Origin of the sequence: Methylacidiphilum caldifontis (assembly GCF_017310505.1) — a bacterium.
In the GTDB taxonomy this organism is placed as follows: Bacteria; Verrucomicrobiota; Verrucomicrobiia; order Methylacidiphilales; family Methylacidiphilaceae; genus Methylacidiphilum; species Methylacidiphilum caldifontis.
Window position 1 is genome coordinate 1762066 of sequence record NZ_CP065957.1, and the last position, 19952, is coordinate 1782017.

Consider the following 19952-nt stretch of genomic DNA (forward strand, 5'->3'; position numbering starts at 1 on the left):
TATCTTATTGGGCAATCAGGTCGTATTCTTTAAACCCTATAATTTTAACTTCTGCAAAATGACCAGCAGGAAGAGAATAGGGAACATGAACAAGACAATCTATGTCTGGGGCATCCCATTCGGTTCGAGCTAAACCAGGAGCATCAACCAATACCTTTAGGGATCTTCCCACAAGCCCTTTGTTTTTTTCCTCAACGATTTGTTTTTGGAGTTCCATAATTTTCTTTGCCCGTCTTTTTTTTATGGCTTCAGGAATTTTGCCGATCATTTTTTCAGCTTTTGTTCCTTCTTCAGCAGAGTAAGGGAATACACCAAGCCTGTCAAATTTGAATGTAGAAATAAACGAATAGAGTTTTTGAAAGTCTTCTTCTGACTCTCCAGGAAATCCTACTATTAATGTTGTTCTTATAGCCGCATTTTTAACTTTACTGCGGATTTCTGAAAGAAGTTCTTGAATATAGGATTCTTCTGTTTTTCTCTGCATTCTCTGTAGGATAGGATCAGAAATATGCTGAATGGGAATATCTATATATTTTGTGATTTTTGAAGAGTTGCTAAACTTTTCTATTAAAGAGGTTGTCCAATGGGCGGGATGGGTATAAAGAAGCCGAATCCAGAAATCTCCATCAATGGCTTCCAAACTGTCTAATAAATCTACAAGCAGAGAGGATCTGTCAGGGGATAGATCCTGTCCATAGAAAGTCGTATCTTGAGAAATCAGGATGATTTCTTTGATCCCTCTCTGGATCATGGACTCTGCTTCTGCAACCACTGACTTTATTGATCGACTCCGATATCGACCTCTAATTTTTGGAATAATACAAAAGGTACATGGATGATTACATCCCTCGGCGATCTTTATATAGCCAAAGTGCAAGGGAGTGAGTTGAAACCGTGGATGATCAAAATCAGGAATAAATCGGGGAGATATATTTAATGAGGGATTTTTTTTACAGTCAGAATTTTTATCAAGCAGTTGTTTTAAATGGATGTCGATTTTAGGAACTTCATCAAGCCCCAAAAAGAGGTCTACTTCAGGGAGTAAAGTTGAAAGCTCTTCACCGTATCGTTGGAAAAGGCAGCCTGTGACCACTATTTTTTGTTTTTTGGCAACAGTGTCTCTTCTATGAATGGCACTGAGAATAGTGTCAATCGATTCCTTTTTAGCGGGTGATATAAAACCACAGGTATTGATTAACAAAATATCAGCGTGATGGGCAGAAGGGGTTAAAACAGCACCCGCTTCAAGCAGTTTTCCAAGCATGACCTCTGAATCAACGAGATTTTTAGAGCATCCCAAAGAGATCATTGCCACAATTGTACCAGAAAGATCAGCTTCCATAAAAACAAGGTTTATTTTTCAATAAGCTAAAAGAAAAGAGGGCAATAAAACAGAATCATAAGTGGATGGTTATCATGGGGTTGCGGGCAAGATAATGTCCTGTGGTGCTTCTCCAGCAGAAGCCACCGAGATACTTTTGCCATCTAAAATAAATTCAACCTGGGAAATATTTGAAGCACGAATCTGGAAACGGGGGCCGACAAATTCTTTTTGTTCCCCTTTATGGAGAACTCCAGAAAAAACCTGTTTAGGTTTGCCACCTTCAATGACTTGAATGAAAATCCAGGAATCTTTCCTGGCCTGTACAACCAGCTTATAATTTTTTTCTGCAAAAGAGACAGCAGGTTCATCCGAGTTGTCTTCATCGGCAGAATCAGCATCTGATTCAATTTCTCCTGATTTTGTTCTCGGATGATCTTCAAGATTAGGAACGGGTTCAGGACTGACGGGCAAGGCGCGCATAATCTTGACATTTTCAGTATTGGAGTTTGCTTGTTGGTCTACTGCAGTTGGGGGAGGAGCAGACGCAGAAGTAGATTGTTGTTGGGGCTTTTCTTCAACCTTGAGGGGATTGATAGGGGTTGCTCTTTTTACGGTCATGTTTTCTATCTGGGAAGGAGTGCCTTGGGCTCCTTCGGTTGGTTGCTCTTTAGTAACAGGCTCTAGAATGGAGGGTTTAAGTTCCGGGCTTTTCCTTATCTGTTCTTCTTGAGAGGCTATTTTCCCTGGTGCATGGCGGAAAGAGGTAACTTGATAAATCCTATATACCCCGATTCCACACATAAGAACAAAAAGAAGGAAAGCAAAGAAAAAGGCGATTTTTTGGGGAGTAAAAAAGGGTTCTTTTTGAACCGTTGAGTCGACATACTTTACAGGAAGAGTGATTAATAAGTTTTTGTCTTCTTCTCTAAAACCAAAAAGGTTATCCAGTTCATCCAATAGAGGTTTTTCATCCATCCCTAGAGTTCTAGCATAAATTCTAACAAATCCTCGAACTTGAGTTGAGGCTGGAATTTTATCGTATTGGTCTTGTTCTAATGCAGCAAGTTGTTCAGGAAGAATTTTTGTTATTTTTGATACGGTTTGCAAAGATAGGCCTTGGGCTTGCCTTGCAGCCTGCAGCCGTTGGCCTATGGTTTGTTTCATTCCCTGTTCCATAATTTTTGCTCCTCCTCATTAAATATGGGGAATAGGTCCATTAAGATCAGCAAGTATTTCTCGTGGCTTAGCACCATTTTCAGGACCCACAATACCCTTTTCTTCAAGAAGGTCCATTATCCAAGCAGCTCTATTATATCCCAACCTAAGTCTTCTTTGAAGGAGGGAGGTGCTAGCCCTTTTTTCTTGCCAAATGATTTCTAGACATTTCTGAACCAGTTCTCGATCGCTTTCGGAAAGCTTTATCTGTTGGTCTTCATTTTCGATAGCATCTTGGACTTGGGGCATGACAGCTGGAGGATACTCTTTTTTAATGTAATTGACCACTTTGTAAACTTCCTCTTCAGATACGTAAGCTCCTTGACCGCGTAATACTTTGGAAGTAGCGGGAGGAAGAAACAGAAAATCTCCTTTACCTACAAGATTCTCTGCACCGTTTTCGTCAAGAATCACCCGAGAATCAAGAGAACTGGCTACCTGAAAAGCAATTCGGGAAGGGATATTGGCTTTAATTACCCCTGTAATCACTTCCCTGCGTGGAGTTTGAGTGGCGACTATCAGATGAATCCCTGCGGCCCTAGCTTTTGCAGACAGCCTAGCTATGGCCACTTCCACTTCAGCAGGAGTAGTCTGCATCAAATCAGCAAGTTCGTCGATAACGACGACAATCCATGGCAGTTTTTCCTTAATTTCTTTCTTGTCTTCTCTTTCCATAGAGAGCAGCTCTAACTTTGCATTGTATGCTATGATATTGCGGCTACCTGCTTCTGCAAGTAAACTGTAACGCCTTTCCATTTCTTGAACCACCCACTTAAGCCCATTGATAACTTTTTTAGGATCTACGATTACCGGAACAATCAGATGAGCTATTCCATTATAGGCTTGGAGCTCGACTTGTTTGGGATCCACCAAAATAATCTTCAACTCTGAAGGACCAAATTTGTAGAGCAAGCTAAGGAGCATTGCATTAATACAAACAGATTTTCCAGAGCCTGTTGCTCCTGCAATAAGAAGGTGAGGCATTTCAAAAAGGTCAGTAATAAGAGGCTCCCCATAAACGTCTTTTCCCAAAGCAAGAGGAATCTTTGCTTTTGTATTAATCCAAGTAGAATTTTCCATTATATCTCGCAGATAAACTGGAATTTTCTTTGCGTTGGGCAGTTCAACCCCAACGCTATCTTTGCCAGGAATAGGGGCCAAAATGTTTACTCTTTCAGCACGCATGGCTCGAGCTATGTCTCTTTGAAGGTTCTTTATTCGATCTACTCTAATACCAGGCGCTGGATAAAGTTCGAAACGCGTGATCGTTGGTCCATAAGTGATTGAACCGGGACTGACTTCTATACCAAAACTGGATAAGGTTTCTATGAGCAGCTTTGCCTGATTGCGCAAATCAGCCTCAGGTACAATAACCCTGTCTAGAAATGGATTTTTGGGCAGAAGATCAAGAGGAGGAGCTGTATATTCAGAAGAATAAAAAACAGGTGGTTTTTTTTCAGATTTTAAACTCTCTTTCAAAGAAGAGTTTATGGGGAGAGGAGTAGATAACTCTTCTGGATTAGGTTGGAGAGGAGGAGTTTTCTCAGTTGAGAGGTTTTCAGGATTTTTAGAAGGTGTATCGACCAATGGTTTTTGTTCTTCTTTTTCTTTTTTTCTATTATTTAGCAAGTGAAGTTTTTCTAGAAGAGATGGTTTTTTTATAGAAGCTAGGGCATTTCCAGTACCCTTAAGATTAGTTAAGGAGAATAAATCCTTTTTTGTGTTGCAAACCTCTTCCGGGCGCAAAGGATTTATTGGCTGTTTTTTTAAAGCTTTTTGAATTTCCTTTTCTTCTTTTGTGAGTTTCTTATGTGCGATCTCTAGCTTTCCAGAAAGGCCTTTTTGTTGCAAAAGTTTTTCATGATAAGCTTCCCATTTGGTTTTAACATACAAGGCAAATCTGATTAAACTCCTAATAGGTTCAGTTTCATATAAAAGAACAAAAAAAAGAATGAGGAAGGTGATGAGCAAATAAAAACTGCCTGTTTTACCCAAAAATCGAACCAAGAAGTACCGATCAAGAATATCACCGATGAGACCTCCAGGAGTAAAAACTTCTGGATTATGCTCGGTCATTTTTATTAGGGATGGTTGGAGTTCTAATAGAGCAGCCAAAGATATAAGAAGAAGAACACTCAAGGGAAGTTTTTTCCACCAACGTACTCGGGCGTGGAGACTTACAGCCATTCCTGCAGTAATCAAAAGGATAGGGACGCAATAGGCTCCAAAACCAAAAAGAGTAAAAAGAAAAAAAGCGCAGTAAGCTCCAAGAGGACCTACAGCATTTGAGGTAACAGTTTTGGGTGGCCATTGGTTAAAAGCAACATCGGTAGCATGGAAAGAAGAAAGGCTTAGAATGAGCAAAATGGACAAACCAAAGAAGATGATGCTTAAGAGTTCGAAGAATAGTGAACGGCGGACTGTAAACATATTCTAAATTTCGAGATCAAAAATAAAATCATTTGAATGTGCTCATTTTTACAATATCAAAAAAATAATTAAAAAAAAGAAATCATTTTATTCTTGTCGAAGGTGTTGTTTTTTTAATAGAAAGACTCAATCCCATCATATTATTCTACTTATAAGAGAGTGGGCAAAATTCTTCAATTTTAAAAAGGAGGTCGATAATGGCTTATCAAATACCCCCGTTACCTTATCCTTTTGATGCACTCGAACCTTATATCAATACATTGACAATGGATTGTCATTATAATGGCCATCATAAAGCTTATGTGCAGAACTTAAACAAAGCTTTAGCAAATTATCCAGACCTTCAGCAAAAAAGGCCTGAAGACTTGCTTGTTTCTCTCCATACTCTTCCTGAGTCTATAAGGACAGCAGTCCGAAACAACGGTGGGGGCCATGTTAATCATTCTTTTTTCTGGAAAATAATGGCTCCAAAAGCTGGAGGCAAACCACAGGGTAAACTCTACGAGGATATCCTTTCTCATTTTGGAAGTTTTGAGTCTTTTCAAGAAAAATTTGAAGCTGCGGGTCTAGCTCGTTTTGGAAGCGGTTGGGTTTGGCTAGTGGTTAACAAAGAAGGAAAGCTTGAGATTCTTTCTACACCCAATCAAGATAATCCTCTTTCTGATGGACATCAGCCCTTTTTGGGCTGTGATGTTTGGGAACATGCCTATTATTTAAAATATCAATTTCGAAGAGGAGAGTGGCTGAAAGCTTTCTGGAACGTGGTTAATTGGACTGCGGTAGAGGAATTTTACTCTCAAGCTTTGAATAAAAATCTTTCTTTCTGTCCCTAGTTAAAAAGCTATTATTATATCACTCTCAACAATTAAATCAGCCAGAAGCCCAAGCCCTCCATAAGTCGCCTTTTCGATGATGGGTAGGCTTCTGGCTTGAGTGGCATAAGCACAGCCAAAAACAGCAATTCCTTTGAAAAGTGAAGTCAAGGAGTCTATTTCCTTAACCCCTTCATCGAGGCAGAAAACATAGATTTGATATCCTTTGTCTTGATAAAAATAAAGCTTTTCTAGAAATTGCTGAAACTTTGTGTCTTCTTTTGACACAGTAAGAATAAAGGTAAGGATTTTAGCCATTTCTTTAATGTTTTGATTAAAAATCTGTTTTCAAAAAAAATATAAAAATATAATAGATGAGGTTGAAAAAAGAACGGGGATGTTGGTGAATGGGGTTTTCCGCAAGGGAAAGGGTTGCTGGATGGGTAGAGAAGAGAGAGGGATAGATATTAACTCCTAGAAACACTTGCTAGAGCTCATTCGACCATGAAAGAGGGGAAGATAAGAAAAGGAGCTTTTTTCTCAACGGCTCAGCTCTTGGCCAATTCCGTTTGAGTGTAGCGGAATTGTTCAGGGTTATTTATAGCTGGGTGATGTGAAAATATTTTTCTAGGCATAGCTAAGGTTGGGGAGGCTTAACCAAGTGCGGAGTTGATTTCTGATTGTCGAAGGAGAAGCAACCGGCAAGAGGGGTTGACCCTTTAAAAGTTGGAACCGACCATTTCTCAAAGAGAGATAGCCCCTTTTTAGCAAGGCTCTGGAGAGATATGAGCACAAGCAAGAGCCCTAGAGAAGAAAAACGTTAGCCCGCTTGGATTCCCCGTTGCTTTAGCCATGGAGTAGTTCAGTATGTGACTTTGCAAAGGTTTTAATTTCAACTCGGCAACAAGCTGTTGTTGGAGTACCTATTTTGGATAAAAAAAGAGGAAGTGGAGTGAATAAATTTTTTTTGTTGATCATATTTATATTTTTTTTCCCTTGGTTGATTAAAGGTGAAGAATCTGTTAGGACAGTTACATTAGTAGGTAAACTGCCCTACCAGCGCCTTTTGGCTGAGGTGGTCTGGAAAAGTGAAGATCTGAGACGGGGTTTAATGTATAGAGAAAAATTACCAGAGGATAGGGGCATGCTTTTTGTGTTACCTTACGAACAAAAAGCTGTTTTTTGGATGAAAAATACCCGCATACCTTTATCCATTGCTTTCATGGACAAAACGGGTATGATCCTTGAAATTTATTCTATGAAACCTTTTGATTTAACTCCACTGCCTAGTCGTTCTTCATCGGTCAAGTTCGCATTAGAAGTCAATGAAGGATGGTTTCAAAGACACAAGATTACTGCTGGAGATCAACTTAATCCCTTGGATATATCTTGGGATAAACTTCTTAATTTATTAACCAGTAACTAAGCTTTATGAAAATATTTGCCGATTATCATATGCATCCTCAAGGGCACAAACTGCAGCCCTATACCCATCAATTGCTTGATCCATGGGCTGAAGCTTGTATCCAAAAAGAAATTGGCTATTTCTGCTTTACTGATCACGATAGATATAGAGAAGGCGTCGATTTTAGCCTCTTTAGAGAATGGAAACAGAAATATCCAGGTTTAAATATTGGCATAGGTATAGAAAGAGATAACGATCCGCTTACAGGTAAATCGGGGTTGGCTTGGGTAAGGGAAAATTGGGAAAATCTGGATTTTGTTCTTGGATCTGTTCATTTTATTGGGGATTGGCCTTTCGATAGGGTTGGTTACGAAGCAGGGTTTTCAAAAAGATCTATTGAAGAGATTTATCGAGATTATGTGGAAAATTTATGCAGTTTAATTGACGAAGGCTTTATTGATTCCGTGGCCCACTTAGATCTCATTAAAATATTTAATTATAAACCTGCCGGTAAAATCTTAGATTTCTTTCTACCGGTTTTAGAAAAGATAAAGGAAAAAAATTTATGCTTAGAGATTAATGTTGCTGGATTGCGCAAACCTGTAAAAGAGCAGTATCCATCTGAAGAAATTCTTTTTAAAGCGGTTGAACTCAAAATTCCTTTTTCTATAGGCTCTGATGCTCATTCCTGGGCAGAAGTAGGCAAAGGGTTTACCCAAATTACAGATCTTCTAATCAAGCTTGGAATTGAAGAGGTGGTTGTTTTTAGAGGACATTCTAGGCAAGCAATGCCTCTCAATGGGATGAAAGGTTAAGCTTTTATATAAAGAGTCTTATCCCTCTGGCTTTTCTCAGAAATAGTTCTTAATGCTTTGATAAGCAGAAGAAAAAAATCTGTATAGTGTAGTTTGGGTCTAAACTTTAGGGTGTTGTATCCTACCTTCTCTATTTTATCCAATATCCTTTTGCCTCCATGCCAGGTTAAGGCAATCTCTAGTTTCAGAGGAAAAGGCAGCGTATTAATCAAAGCTTTTCCCTTTTCAAAGAGATTAGATGTTCTTTGAACTTGAAAAGAAAGCAGCTCTTTAAAATTAGAGTTGAAGTTTCTTTTGAAAAGATCAGCTTCGGAAACTTTGAATTGTTCCATTTCCTGCCTAGGTAGATAAATCCTATTTTTCCCCAGATCTATGGAAATGTCTTGCCAAAAATTGGCAAGTTGAAGGGCAGTACAGATACAGTCAGAACAGAAAAACTGAAATTCAGCAGTTTGGTGATGGAGATAGAGAACTAACCTTCCAATGGGATTTGCACTTTTTTTGCAGTAATCGAGTACTTCTTCAAAATTTTCGTATCTATTTTTTAAGACATCCTGTCGAAAAGCATCCAGCAGGTCTGTGAAAAGTTTAATAGGAAGATCGAATTTTTGAATCGTATCATGAAGAGCTAGAAAGACAGGATTTTTATGGTTACATTTTGTATCCAGAAGATGAGACTGCCATCGATTGAGTTTATCGAGTCTTTCTTTTCTTTTTTGTTCATTTTCTATTTCATTTCCTTTTAAAAGATAGCCTTCGTCGGCGTAATCATCGGCTATCCGAGAAAAGGCATATATGGCATGAACATGGGGTGCAAGATCTTTTCCAACAAGCAAACCCACAGGAAAATTTTCATAATGGGAAGCGATCTTCTTGCAGTATAGGTAAGCTTCCTCAATATTCATAAAAAGATCCGATTGTTTTTTTAAAAATAAATTACACGGTTAATACCATTTTTTGATTTTTTTTGATTTAACGACAAGACTTTCTTCTCACAAGTCCTTAATTTTATATTTGAATAAAAAGCAATAATCGTAAAATGGATTTCATATTGTGGTCTATGAACTATTTTGGTCTAACTGGAGGAATAGGGTGCGGGAAAACAACTTTGTCTTGTTTTTTTATGAAAGAAGGATTTGAGATTATTGATACGGATATGATTAGCCAAGAACTCCTTCAACCGGGAAAAGAAAATTGGAAAAAAGTAGTTGACGAGTTTGGAAAAGAAATCTTAAATAAAGATAATACAATAAATCGTAGATTATTAGGTCAGCTAGTTTTTCAGAATCCTGAATTATTGGATAGATTAAACAAAATAACTCATCCATCGATACGCCAACAGTGGAAGAAAAAAGCGTCAGAAATTAAAGATAAAGATCCTGAAAAACAAATAATAGTTGTTATACCTCTTTTATTCGAAGAAAAGCTCGAAAAGGATTTTGATAAGATTCTATGTATTGGCTGTTCTCCATCGGTGCAGTACAAAAGACTTTTAGATAGGGGACTAAGTTTTCAAGAAATAAAGAACAGAATAGAAAGTCAGTGGTCTTTAGAAAAAAAAATGGAGTTAAGTGATTTTGTTTTTTGGAATGACGGATCCATTCAATTACTTTATGACCAGGGTCATATTTTTTTGAATAAGCTACAGTCTGATAAAACGGGCTCATCCTTTTTAGGGAAATGATTTGATTTTCAGAGTTGAGGGAAACTTAAAACCAATTTAATCGAGGATATGAACCTTTAAGTTGTTTTATTTAGTGTAATTTCCATAATTTAAAAATGAGATCACCAAAAAAAAATCATTTAGAGGGAGTTGCGATGAAATCGCAAGAAACTTTTGATCCGGGTAATGATTTGCCATCTTCAATGAAATCTGAGAATGAAGGAGCAAAGAATATCAGTGAATATCCTGAACATGAACAAAAAGAAGAAAATATGGAAATGAGAAAATCTGTCCAAGAAGGGATAACACAGTCCAAAAACAATGGAGTGGACGAACCCATGGCTATGGGACCTGCCTTGGATTTAAGCAAACTCCAACAATTATCTTTTTCTGATCTTCAAGTAAAAGCTGCAGAATATCAAATTGAAAACCCTGGGCTAATGAGGAAACATGAAGTGATTTTTGAAATCTTACGTAGAAATGCCCAAAAAAATGGCGCGATTTACGGGGGTGGCGTTTTAGAAATATTGCCTGAAGGATATGGTTTTCTGAGATCAGAGGCTTATAATTATTTCCCTTGCCAGGAAGATGTCTATGTGTCTCCGGCATTAATAAGAAAATTTGGTCTTAAGAAAGGAAACCTAGTTTCTGGACCAATCCGCCCACCTAAAGAAAAGGAAAGGTATTTCTCCCTCCTCCAAGTTGAAAAAATAGAGAACGAGGAACCTGAGAAAATTCGAGGAAGAATTATTTTCGATAATTTGACACCGATTTTCCCTAATCGGAGAATTTTCCTGGAGGGGAAAACGGGAGATCTTTCTATGCGGGTGATGGATCTGATAACCCCTATTGGTTTTGGTCAAAGGGGTTTAATCGTTGCTCCTCCCAGAACAGGCAAAACGGTTTTGATTCAAAAAATTGCTAATGCGATTACCGAAAATCATCCTGATGCCCACCTGATTGTGCTGCTTGTGGATGAGCGACCAGAAGAAGTCACTGACATGGAAAGATCGGTCAAAGGAGAAGTGATTAGTTCGACCTTTGATGAAACTCCTGAAAGGCATGTTCAGGTCGCCGAAATGGTTATAGAAAGAGCAAAGAGGATGGCTGAAAACAAGATAGATGTGGTTATATTGTTGGATTCTTTAACTAGACTTGCACGAGCCTACAATACCTTACAACCTCATAGTGGGAAAATCTTGACTGGGGGTGTGGACGCTAATGCACTTCAAAAGCCAAGAAGGTTTTTCGCCACAGCCAGGAATCTCGAAGAAGGGGGAAGTGTGACGATCATTGCCACAGCTTTGATTGATACAGGCTCGAAAATGGATGATGTCATCTTTGAGGAGTTCAAAGGAACGGGCAACATGGAGTTGCATCTTGATCGGGCACTTGTGGATAAGCGAATATATCCAGCAATTAATATACCAAAATCGGGAACAAGAAGAGAAGAACTACTCTATCATCCTGACGAGCTTATTCGCATTCATGTGCTTCGACGGGCATTATCTTCGATTCCTCCTATTGAAGCCATGGAACTTTTACTCGAAAGGTTAAAGAAAACAAAAAACAATGTTGAGTTTCTTCTTTCAATGAATTTGAAAGAATAGGTGGATTTTTTGAAATGTTCTTCTTACAATAGAAGCTGTGTAGCTTGCCCTATTCTTTTGTAGGGACTATTTCCGATTAAGACTTTGTTTCATTCTATCGGAGTTTTCATTGAAGATATTGGTTACAGGTGGGGCCGGTTATATTGGAAGCATTTGTGTTGAAATCCTCATAAATAAAGGATATCAAGTCGTTGTCTTCGATAATTTATCTGAAGGTCATATTCAGGCCGTTGATCCAAAAGCTTTATTTGTTAAAGGAGATATCGCTGATCGGGATCTTCTTTTTTCGGTTTTTGCTGCGGAAAAACCGCAGGCTGTTATTCATTTTGCTGCGAAAGCTCTTGTTTCGGAGTCGATGAAGTTCCCCTCTCTTTATTTTCAGAATAATGTGGCCTATGGGATAAATCTTTTAGATGCTCTCGTAAAATTTGGAGTTAAAAGAATCGTTTTTTCTTCTACCTGCTCAGTTTATGGTTCTGTGAACAAAATTCCAATTGATGAAAATGTTTCGGTCCGACCCGAAAATCCCTACGGAGAATCTAAGCTCCTCTTTGAAAAGATGCTTGAATGGTACCGGAAAATTCATGGAATTAGACCGGTCATTTTTAGATATTTTAATGCTGCAGGAGCAACCGGAAGTCATGGTGAGCACCACAGAATGGAGACTCATTTGATTCCTAGGATCTTACAAGTTGCTCTTGGTCTTGAACCAAAGATAGAGATTTATGGTCATGATTATCCCACAGATGATGGAACAGCTGTACGAGATTATATCCATGTCGTGGATTTGGTTGAAGCCCATATCAAGGCATTAGAAATTCCATTTGAAGGGGTTTATAATCTGGGAAATGCGAAGGGCTATTCGGTTCTTCAAATTATAGAGTTATCGAGAAATATTACTTCTAGACCCATTCCTGCGGTTTTTACTTCCCGTCGAGCCGGAGATCCGCCTATTCTTGTAGCCGATTTTAGCAAAGCCTTCAAAACTTTTGGCTGGAAGCCGAAAAACGATATGAGTTCGATCATCCATAGTGCTTGGTTATGGCACAAATCCCATCCTCAAGGCTATGGCTAAGAAAGTTCCCTTGTTTTAGGATCTAAGGTGTCTCTTAACCATTCACCAAAAACATTTAATGACCAAAGGGTTAAGCTTAGATATAAACCCGGAAAAAAAAGAAGCCACCAGGAGATTTTAACCGGATTTATAGCGTTTGCTCCATCTGACAATAAACTCCCAAGGCTAGAGGAAGGAGGTTCTACGCCTAATCCAAGAAAACTTAAGAATGATTCTTCCAAAATGACTGTGGGGATGGTCAAGGTTAAATAAACAACAACTAGTCCTGCTAAGTTAGGTAAAATATGTTTGAGAAGGATATTTAAGCTGTTTTGTCCTAGAACCTTGGAAGCCTGGACAAATAAAGATTCTTTTAAGACTAATACTCGGCTTCTGACGACCCTGGCCATCGTTAGCCATTCCACAAGCCCTAACCCAACTAAGAGCAGTATAATTCGAGAATAGGGCAGAAGATAATTAAAGTGAGCTTGATAAAGAAAAGTACGCAGGGGTTTTTCAAATAAAGCTATCAGAACGATGACAAATACCAGTACGGGTAAAGAATATAGAAGGTCAACGATTTGCATCATAAGCCTTTCAATTTTGCCTCCTGCATAAGCTGCTATTGCTCCATAGGAAACACCCAGGAAAAGACTGATCAGTGAGCCACTTAATCCAACAGTAAAAGAGATCCTGGCTCCAAATAAGATCCTTATGAATAGATCCCGTCCGTGGATATCTGTTCCAAATATATGGCGAAGGCTTGGAGGATGAAGAGTTTCGTTGGTAATCTGGGAAAGGGATTCAGGGTATAACCAAGGTCCTATTATAGCCAAAAGGACAAGAAAAAAAAAGATCAAGAACGATTTGAGCGGAAATCTTCCATTTCTTTTTCTTATTTTAAAACTATTCTTTTGTCGAAAAGAAGACATAGAATGTCAGCAACTAGATTAAAAGTAATAAGTAAAACAGAGTACACCAATGTAACTCCGCTTACGAGGAAAACATCTCGGTTAAGAACCCCATCTACAAAAAAAGAACCCATTCCGCTAATACCGAAAATTTGTTCAATAACGATGGATCCCGTCATGAGATTAGCGGCTAATGGACCGCAATAGGCAATTATAGGGGCAGCTGCAGCTTTCAAGGCATGAACAAAAACAATGGCCGACTCGTTTAATCCCTTTGCTTTAGCTGTGCGTATGTAGTCGGAATGAAGAACTTCAAGCATAGAGCTGCGGGTTAGCCGGGATACAACGCATCCATAAGGTATCCCAAGACATAAAGTGGGAAGAATGATTGTATTAAGAGAACCCCATCCCGCAGGAGGAAAAAGCTTTAGAAATATGGCAAAAATCAATACGGAAAAAGGGGCTATTACGAAATTGGGAATAGAAATTCCAGCAAGAGTAATGGCCTGGGTGATTTTATCTAAGGGACGGTTCCAGAAAAAAGCACTAAGAGAACCACTGACGATACCGAAAACAAGAGATAGAACAAAAGCGCATCCTCCCAGCATTATTGATACAGGTAATGTTTGAGCGATAATTTCGTTAACTGATCGGTTACGATATCGAGTAGAGAGCATTAAATCTCCATGAAGTAGACTAGAAAGATAATTCTCGTATTGTTCCAGCAGCGTTCCATTGAGTTTATAACGTGCCTCTAGTTCTCTTAAAATATTCGGCGGGATATTTCTTTCAGAACTAAAAGGATTCCCAGGGGAAAGTCTAACGAGGAAAAAGGTAAGAGTAACAACTCCTATTAATATAAAAAGAGAAGACAGAATTCTCCTTATGAGGTAAGTCCACATGGATTGAGCATAATGACTTTTTATGAATCAAAGATCGAGTTGTTTGAACATTGTTTATCGATCCAATCAATTATCTCTTTTTACAGTCATTATTTTTGTTGGTTCTCTTTGTCAAGTTCTTCTATAATTCTCAGTACTTTATCTCCTCGATAAAGTGAGTCATCGATTTTAAAGGTTAATCGAGGGGTAAATTTGCTTTGTAGCCTTTTACCTATCCATTTTTGCCATTCATTTCGATGCCTGTTCAGGATATCTAATAAATTTTCATCGGAAATTGAGGCATCGAAGATGCTGATAAATATCGAAGCTTCCTTCAGATCAGCAGTGGTTTCTACTGAAGATATGGTTAAAACCAGTCCTTCGAGTTCTACTTCACGTTGAAAGCAGAAAGAAAGTTCCCTACGGATAACCTCTGACACTCTGATCGCCCTCGAAGTCATGGCATTAATCAGAAAAAAAGATGATTAAAAATGTTATAAACTTTGAGCAATCTTCTCCAATTGATAACATTGGATGATGTCATCAATTTCATAATCATTGAAATTCCCAAGCCGGATTCCACACTCAAAACCCATTCTCACTTCAGATACTTCATCTTGAAATCGTTTAAGTGAAAGAATCTCTCCATCATAAATAGGCTGTTTACCCCGCAAAATGCGGGCAAGTCCTCCTCGGACCATTCTTCCTGATTGAACCATGCATCCAGCCACTTTATACTTGGACAAGTCAAAAACCTTTTTTATGATTGCTGTTCCGATAATGGACTCACGCAACTCTGGCTCAAGAAGCCCAGACATAGCTTCTTTAACTTGATCAACAAGTTCATAAATTATACTGAATAGCTTGATTTGAACTCCCTCTCTTTTAGCTAATGAAGCAGCTGCCGAGTCTGTTTTTGTATTAAATCCTATGACGATCCCTTTGGAAGCCTTAGCAAGAAGAATGTCAGATTCAGAGATTGAACCTACTCCAGCATGGATGATATCTAAATCCACTTTTTGGCTTGTAATTTTTTTCAGTTGATCGGTTAAAGCTTCTAAAGAACCTTGGACATCAGCTTTGAGTACAATATTTAAGGTTTTTTTTTGGCCTTCTTCAATGGCTTGAAAAATGTTTTCCAGGGTGACCTTGGGAACTAGGGATTCTTCTCGGGCCTTTTTAAGGGACTCCATTCTTTCTTGAACAATCTCCTTGACCTTCTTTTCGTCTTTTTCAACAACCAATTCTTCTCCAGGTAAAGGTGCCCCATTAAGGCCTAAAATTTTTACAGGCATTGAAGGAAAAGCTTCCTTAATGTTTTTTCCTCGATCATCGATGAGAGCGCGAACTTTTCCATAGTAAGGACCGCAGAGAACGAGGTCTCCAACTTTCAACCGTCCAGACTGAACAATAACCGTAGCCGTAGGGCCTCTTCCTTTTTCAATTTGAGACTCGATAACTCTAGCCTTAGCCTCCCCTTCATAATCAGCTTTCAACTCGAGGATTTCACCTTGAAGTAAAATCATGTCTAGAAGGTTATCAATGCCTATATTTTTAACGGCGGATACCTCACAAAATATAGTATCACCACCATATTCCTCTGGAACAAGGCCGATTTCTTGAAGTTGTGATTTCACTTTCAAAGGGTTGGCACCCGGAAGATCTATTTTGTTAATAGCGACAATGATGGGGACTTTAGCACTTCGAGCATGATTTATTGCTTCAAGGGTCTGAGGCATAACCCCATCATCAGCAGCAACAACAAGGACAACGATGTCCGTAATGGAAGCTCCGCGTGCGCGCATGGCTGTAAAAGCTTCATGCCCTGGAGTGTCAATAAATGTAACAGGTCGGCCTTCTTTGTTAATGGTATAAGCTCCAATGTGTTGAGTAATACCTCCCGCTTCACCTGCAGCAACTCGAGTTTGTCTTATCGCATCAAGCAAGGAAGTTTTTCCATGATCCACATGCCCCATGAAAGTCACCACAGGGGCTCGAGGTTTTATCTTGGATAAAGGTTGAACAGGAGGAGGAGGTTTAACCTTTAGTTTTGGAGGGGCTGATAAAATTGACTGGGGATGCCTTTCTTTTTTTTCTGTTTGGATGATTACGCCAAGTTTATTGCAGACATTGTGAATTACCGCTTCGTCAAGCAATTGAGTCATGGAAGCAAAAATATTCATTTCCATCAAATGATGGATAAGCTGAAAGGGTTTGATTCCGATTAAAGAAGCTAATTCTTTAACGGTGACAGGGCCTTTTATAAAAATTGTTTTTTCTAGGGCCTCCTTGTTAGAGGCAGCAGAAGGTTTTTCTATCGTCACTGCGGTTTTTGACTCTTTTTTAGTTGTTTGTTCTATTGAAGAAGGATGGGGAAGGGAGGTCTCCTTTTTTTCTTCTTTTTTAGCTTTATCTTTAATTTCATCAAGAACCGCAACCGATTTCGTTTTTTTTTCTTGAGAAGAAAGCGAAAAATCCACCTCTTTAGAGGCTTTTTTTGACTTATCTAAAGAAAGCCTGTTTGAAGAATTGTTATTGAAAGTTTTAAGTTCAGTTGATGGAGAAAGTTTTTTTGAATTCATGCACAATAAATTAAACGCGCTTTATATTCTGATTTCAATTTGTTTTTCCTACAAGATGAGCTGCTTCCTTTAGACGATGAATTAATTGAGGATCAAGTTCAGGAAGAGCGGACATAAGATCTTCTTCCTCGCTTTCCGCTACGGCTTCAGGATTTATGAACCCAGCCCGAACAATCTGCTCAGCTACACTTTGATCTATAGCTAAAGAAGAGGCCATTTCTTCTGCAGCTTTCGCAATCTTTTGGCTAAAGTTATCCACTACCGAAGAAGGCTCTTTGACGACATCGATATCCCAGCCCACAATTTTGGAAGCAAGCCATGTATTTTTTCCTTTCTTACCAAGAGCTATGGAATAATTTTCTTCATCGACGGTTACCTTTACACGATGATTTTCTCGATCCAATTCAACCTTTTTGACTCTTGCGGGTTTGAGAGCCTCGATGGTGAGTTCTTCAACATTTGGAGACCACTTAAACAGATCAATTTTTTCGCTATGAAGTTCTCTAACAATGTTCTTGACCCGTGCTCCACGCACACCAACACATGAACCCACAGGATCAATTTTAGGATTGTTAGTCCAAACAGCTATTTTTGTACGGAATCCAGGTTCCCTGGCAATAGCTTTTACTTCAACGATCTTGTCAGCAACTTCACTTACCTCTAGTTCAAGCAGACGGAGTATAAAATTGGGATGGCTACGGGAAAGGATAATCGTCGGCCCATGAGGTGTGTCTTCGACTGACAGGACATAAGCTTTTATCCTTTCTCCTACAACATATTCTTCGGTAGGTACTCTTTCTTTAAAAGGCATTATCCCCTCATATCTTCCTAAATCGATAATGATATCGGATCTTTCTATCCTTCGTATTGTCCCACTGACAATAGTGTTGATGCGGTCTTTGAATTCGGATAAGACCATTTTTCTTTCAATACCTTTTAAAGCCTGATTAATCGTTTGCTTAAAGACTTGAGCTGCAATGCGTCCAAAATCCTTGGGAGTAACTTCTACTTCGATAAAGTCGCCAACATTTACATTGGGATCGATTTCCCTCGCTTTTTTGATGGAAATTTGATCATGACTATTCTTGACTTTTTCTACCACTTCAAGTTTCGCCCGAACATTAATCCGTCCTGTTTTGGGATGAATCTCTACCCTAAGATCTCTGGCAGGGCCGATGCTTTTTTTTGCTGCTGCAAGCAAAGCCGACTGCATCGCTTCAATAAAAACCTGCCTGTTGATCCCTTTTTCCTTTTCCATGTATTCCATGATGGCTAGGACTTCCTGATTCATGGCTTTCTCCTTAATTTTTAAAGAAAAAAGTGGAAACCTTCTTGAGTTTCCACTTTTACATATCAATAAAAACAGTGGTATGATAATGTAGACTTATCGTTTTCTGTGGTCAAGATTTGATTTTCTTTCTTCTTTCTCTTTCTATAAAAATATATTTTGTGTTTAAAAATATATATTGTGATTGATAACATTCAAAAAAAACCTCTTTTTGATCTGGATTATCCTCTTGGTATTATAGCTGGCCGAGGGGTTTATCCTCTTTTGGTTGCCGAAGGAGCAAAAAAAGCGGGGATAGAAAAAATTTTTTCAGTTTGTTTTATTTCTGAAACAGATCCCAAGATGGAGTCCTTGTCAGCCTCGGTAGAGTGGATTCGGGTTGGACAGCTATCAAGAATGCTTCATTTTTTCAAAAAAAATGAGGTGAAAAAAGCGATAATGGCAGGAGGGATCGCTCCTTCTCATCTTTTTGAGTTAAGACCTGATATTAAAACTATTCTTCTAATAGCAAAACTCAAGGAAAGAAACGCTCATACCCTCTTTGGAGCTGTCGCTGGGGAACTTGAAAAAAATGGGGTTTTACTTTTAAAGGCAACAACATTTCTGGAAGATCAACTTGTCCCTTCTGGGCATTTTGGAGGACCACCAATTAAAAAGAGAATTTGGGGGGATGTTGAATTTGGTTTTAAAATGGCTAAAGAAATAGCCCGACTTGATATTGGTCAATCTGTCGTAGTTAAAAATGGAACAGTACTTTCCGTTGAAGCTTTTGAGGGAACAGATGAAACGATGAAAAGGGGTGGAGAGTTGGCTAAAGGAGGGGCTATGCTTGTAAAAGTCAGCAAACCCGATCAGGATTTCAGGTTTGATGTCCCTGTGATAGGCTTAAAAACAATTGAAACCGCTTCAAGAAATGGAATTGGAATCATTGTTTGTGAATCTTTAAAGACACTTGTTTTGGAAAAACAAAAAGTAATTGAGATGGCTAATTTGGAAAAGATAAGCCTTGTTGGATTTCCATAGGAATGTTTAGCAATGAACCCATTAAAAGTTGGAGTTATAGGTATAGGTCATATAGGAAAGCATCATGCTCGGCTGTATGCACAAATGGAAGATATAAATTACGTAGGTTGTTATGATATCGAAAAAACTGCTGCAGATGCTTTGTCTAAAAAAATAGGAGGAAAAGCTTTCGACTCTTTAGAAGATTTATTAAAAGAAGTAGATGCCGTTTCAATCGCTACCCCAACAGCTACTCATTTTGAAATTGGTCTACGATGCTTGGAGTCAGGTGTTCATGTTTTGATCGAAAAGCCAATAACAGCGAGTCTGGAAGAGGCAAAGGTTCTTGTAGCAAAAGCAAAGGACAAAAAGGTCGTTTTACAGGTGGGCCATGTTGAGCGATACAATCCCGCATTTAGGGCTCTTGAAGAATACTTAAGCTGCCCCCGCTTCATCGAATGCCACCGGCTTTGCCCCTATCCGGGACGAAATACAGAGTTGGGAGTGATACTGGATCTGATGATTCATGATTTAGAAGCTATTCTCCATTTAGTGCGTTCAGAGATACAATCTGTTGATGCGGTTGGCGTTTCTGTTTTAAGCCCTACTGAAGACATTGCCAATGCAAGAATCAAATTTAAAAATGGAGCTATAGCCAATGTAACGACCAGTCGCATCAGCCCAGAGAAAATGCGTAAGATTCGAATTTTTCAAGATGATGCTTATATTTCTTTAAATTATCTCGACCAAAAAGGGGAAATTTATAGAAAAAAGGATAGTCAGATCGAATGTTGCCCTATACCTATTCAAAAAGGAGAACCTCTATTTTTTGAGCTAAAATCTTTTATTGATTGCATCAACTCCAGGAACAGCCCACTTGTAGGAGGAAGCGAAGCGGTTGAAGCTTTGAAGCTTGCCATGCACATTACCGAGTTGGTCCACTTGGCTATTAGCAAATAG

Annotated in this window: 18 protein-coding genes; 8 read left to right on the forward strand and 10 right to left on the reverse strand. The window is 38.8% G+C overall.

Annotated features, from left to right (window positions below; translation table 11 throughout):
• Nucleotides 1-4: 4 nt before the first annotated feature.
• From rimO to IT6_RS08185, 3 genes are all read right to left on the reverse strand, one after another.
• Complete coding sequence (gene rimO / locus IT6_RS08175; protein ID WP_206826001.1) at nucleotides 5-1342, reverse strand: 30S ribosomal protein S12 methylthiotransferase RimO; 1338 nt, start codon at nucleotides 1340-1342, stop codon at nucleotides 5-7.
• A gap of 72 nt (nucleotides 1343-1414) precedes the next feature.
• Nucleotides 1415-2488, reverse strand: a complete 1074-nt coding sequence (locus IT6_RS08180) for a helix-turn-helix domain-containing protein (RefSeq protein WP_242524172.1) — start codon at nucleotides 2486-2488, stop codon at nucleotides 1415-1417.
• Nucleotides 2489-2518: 30 nt separating this feature from the next.
• Nucleotides 2519-4969, reverse strand: coding sequence for an FtsK/SpoIIIE family DNA translocase (locus tag IT6_RS08185; RefSeq protein WP_206826004.1), 2451 nt, complete (start codon nucleotides 4967-4969; stop codon nucleotides 2519-2521).
• 197 nt (nucleotides 4970-5166) lie between these two features.
• On the opposite strand from IT6_RS08185, the gene IT6_RS08190 reads away from it, so the two are divergent.
• Complete coding sequence (locus IT6_RS08190; RefSeq protein WP_134439606.1) at nucleotides 5167-5802, forward strand: superoxide dismutase; 636 nt, start codon at nucleotides 5167-5169, stop codon at nucleotides 5800-5802.
• Here IT6_RS08190 and IT6_RS08195 read toward each other — a convergent pair whose 3' ends face one another.
• Nucleotides 5803-6099, reverse strand: coding sequence for a hypothetical protein (locus tag IT6_RS08195; RefSeq protein ID WP_134439607.1), 297 nt, complete (start codon nucleotides 6097-6099; stop codon nucleotides 5803-5805).
• Between the two features lie 634 nt (nucleotides 6100-6733).
• Between IT6_RS08195 and IT6_RS08200 the strand changes: the two genes are divergently transcribed.
• On the forward strand, nucleotides 6734-7207 hold the full coding sequence (locus IT6_RS08200; RefSeq protein ID WP_134439608.1) for a DUF192 domain-containing protein: 474 nt from the start codon (nucleotides 6734-6736) through the stop codon (nucleotides 7205-7207).
• 5 nt (nucleotides 7208-7212) lie between these two features.
• Nucleotides 7213-8001 carry a histidinol-phosphatase HisJ family protein gene (locus IT6_RS08205; RefSeq protein ID WP_206826005.1) on the forward strand — a complete coding sequence of 263 codons (789 nt, stop codon included), beginning with the start codon at nucleotides 7213-7215 and terminating at the stop codon, nucleotides 7999-8001.
• Here the strand turns inward: IT6_RS08205 and hpnC are convergent.
• The gene (hpnC, locus tag IT6_RS08210; RefSeq protein ID WP_134439610.1) at nucleotides 7998-8906 is read right to left on the reverse strand and encodes a squalene synthase HpnC; all 909 of its coding nucleotides are present in this window, start codon (nucleotides 8904-8906) and stop codon (nucleotides 7998-8000) included. The two genes, IT6_RS08205 and hpnC, sit on opposite strands and share 4 nt — an antisense overlap.
• A 218-nt stretch (nucleotides 8907-9124) precedes the next feature.
• Here hpnC and coaE point away from each other — a divergent pair, with 218 nt between their 5' ends.
• The 3 genes from coaE to galE all read left to right on the forward strand — a co-directional run bounded on the left by coaE (nucleotide 9125) and on the right by galE (nucleotide 12349).
• Nucleotides 9125-9685: a dephospho-CoA kinase gene (gene coaE, locus IT6_RS08215; protein WP_242524173.1), complete on the forward strand. Its 561-nt coding sequence runs from the start codon at nucleotides 9125-9127 to the stop codon at nucleotides 9683-9685.
• A gap of 134 nt (nucleotides 9686-9819) precedes the next feature.
• Nucleotides 9820-11274: a transcription termination factor Rho gene (gene rho / locus IT6_RS08220; protein WP_134439611.1), complete on the forward strand. Its 1455-nt coding sequence runs from the start codon at nucleotides 9820-9822 to the stop codon at nucleotides 11272-11274.
• Between the two features lie 109 nt (nucleotides 11275-11383).
• The gene (gene galE / locus IT6_RS08225; protein ID WP_206826014.1) at nucleotides 11384-12349 is read left to right on the forward strand and encodes a UDP-glucose 4-epimerase GalE; all 966 of its coding nucleotides are present in this window, start codon (nucleotides 11384-11386) and stop codon (nucleotides 12347-12349) included.
• Here the strand turns inward: galE and IT6_RS08230 are convergent.
• The 5 genes from IT6_RS08230 to nusA form a co-directional block, all read right to left on the reverse strand.
• Complete coding sequence (locus tag IT6_RS08230; protein ID WP_242524175.1) at nucleotides 12346-13188, reverse strand: ABC transporter permease; 843 nt, start codon at nucleotides 13186-13188, stop codon at nucleotides 12346-12348. The genes galE and IT6_RS08230 overlap by 4 nt on opposite strands.
• Before the next feature lie 35 nt (nucleotides 13189-13223).
• On the reverse strand, nucleotides 13224-14141 hold the full coding sequence (locus tag IT6_RS08235) for an ABC transporter permease (protein ID WP_166792828.1): 918 nt from the start codon (nucleotides 14139-14141) through the stop codon (nucleotides 13224-13226).
• Nucleotides 14142-14230: 89 nt separating this feature from the next.
• Nucleotides 14231-14581, reverse strand: a complete 351-nt coding sequence (gene rbfA / locus IT6_RS08240) for a 30S ribosome-binding factor RbfA (protein WP_134439614.1) — start codon at nucleotides 14579-14581, stop codon at nucleotides 14231-14233.
• A 33-nt stretch (nucleotides 14582-14614) separates the two neighbouring features.
• On the reverse strand, nucleotides 14615-16702 hold the full coding sequence (gene infB / locus IT6_RS08245) for a translation initiation factor IF-2 (protein ID WP_206826016.1): 2088 nt from the start codon (nucleotides 16700-16702) through the stop codon (nucleotides 14615-14617).
• A 34-nt stretch (nucleotides 16703-16736) separates the two neighbouring features.
• Complete coding sequence (gene nusA, locus IT6_RS08250) at nucleotides 16737-17993, reverse strand: transcription termination factor NusA (protein ID WP_242524176.1); 1257 nt, start codon at nucleotides 17991-17993, stop codon at nucleotides 16737-16739.
• Between the two features lie 177 nt (nucleotides 17994-18170).
• Here nusA and IT6_RS08255 point away from each other — a divergent pair, with 177 nt between their 5' ends.
• Together IT6_RS08255 and IT6_RS08260 are read left to right on the forward strand one after the other, a co-directional pair.
• A complete protein-coding gene (locus IT6_RS08255; RefSeq protein WP_134439617.1) occupies nucleotides 18171-19013 on the forward strand; it encodes an LpxI family protein in 843 nt (280 codons plus the stop codon).
• A gap of 12 nt (nucleotides 19014-19025) precedes the next feature.
• On the forward strand, nucleotides 19026-19952 hold the full coding sequence (locus IT6_RS08260) for a Gfo/Idh/MocA family protein (RefSeq protein ID WP_134439618.1): 927 nt from the start codon (nucleotides 19026-19028) through the stop codon (nucleotides 19950-19952).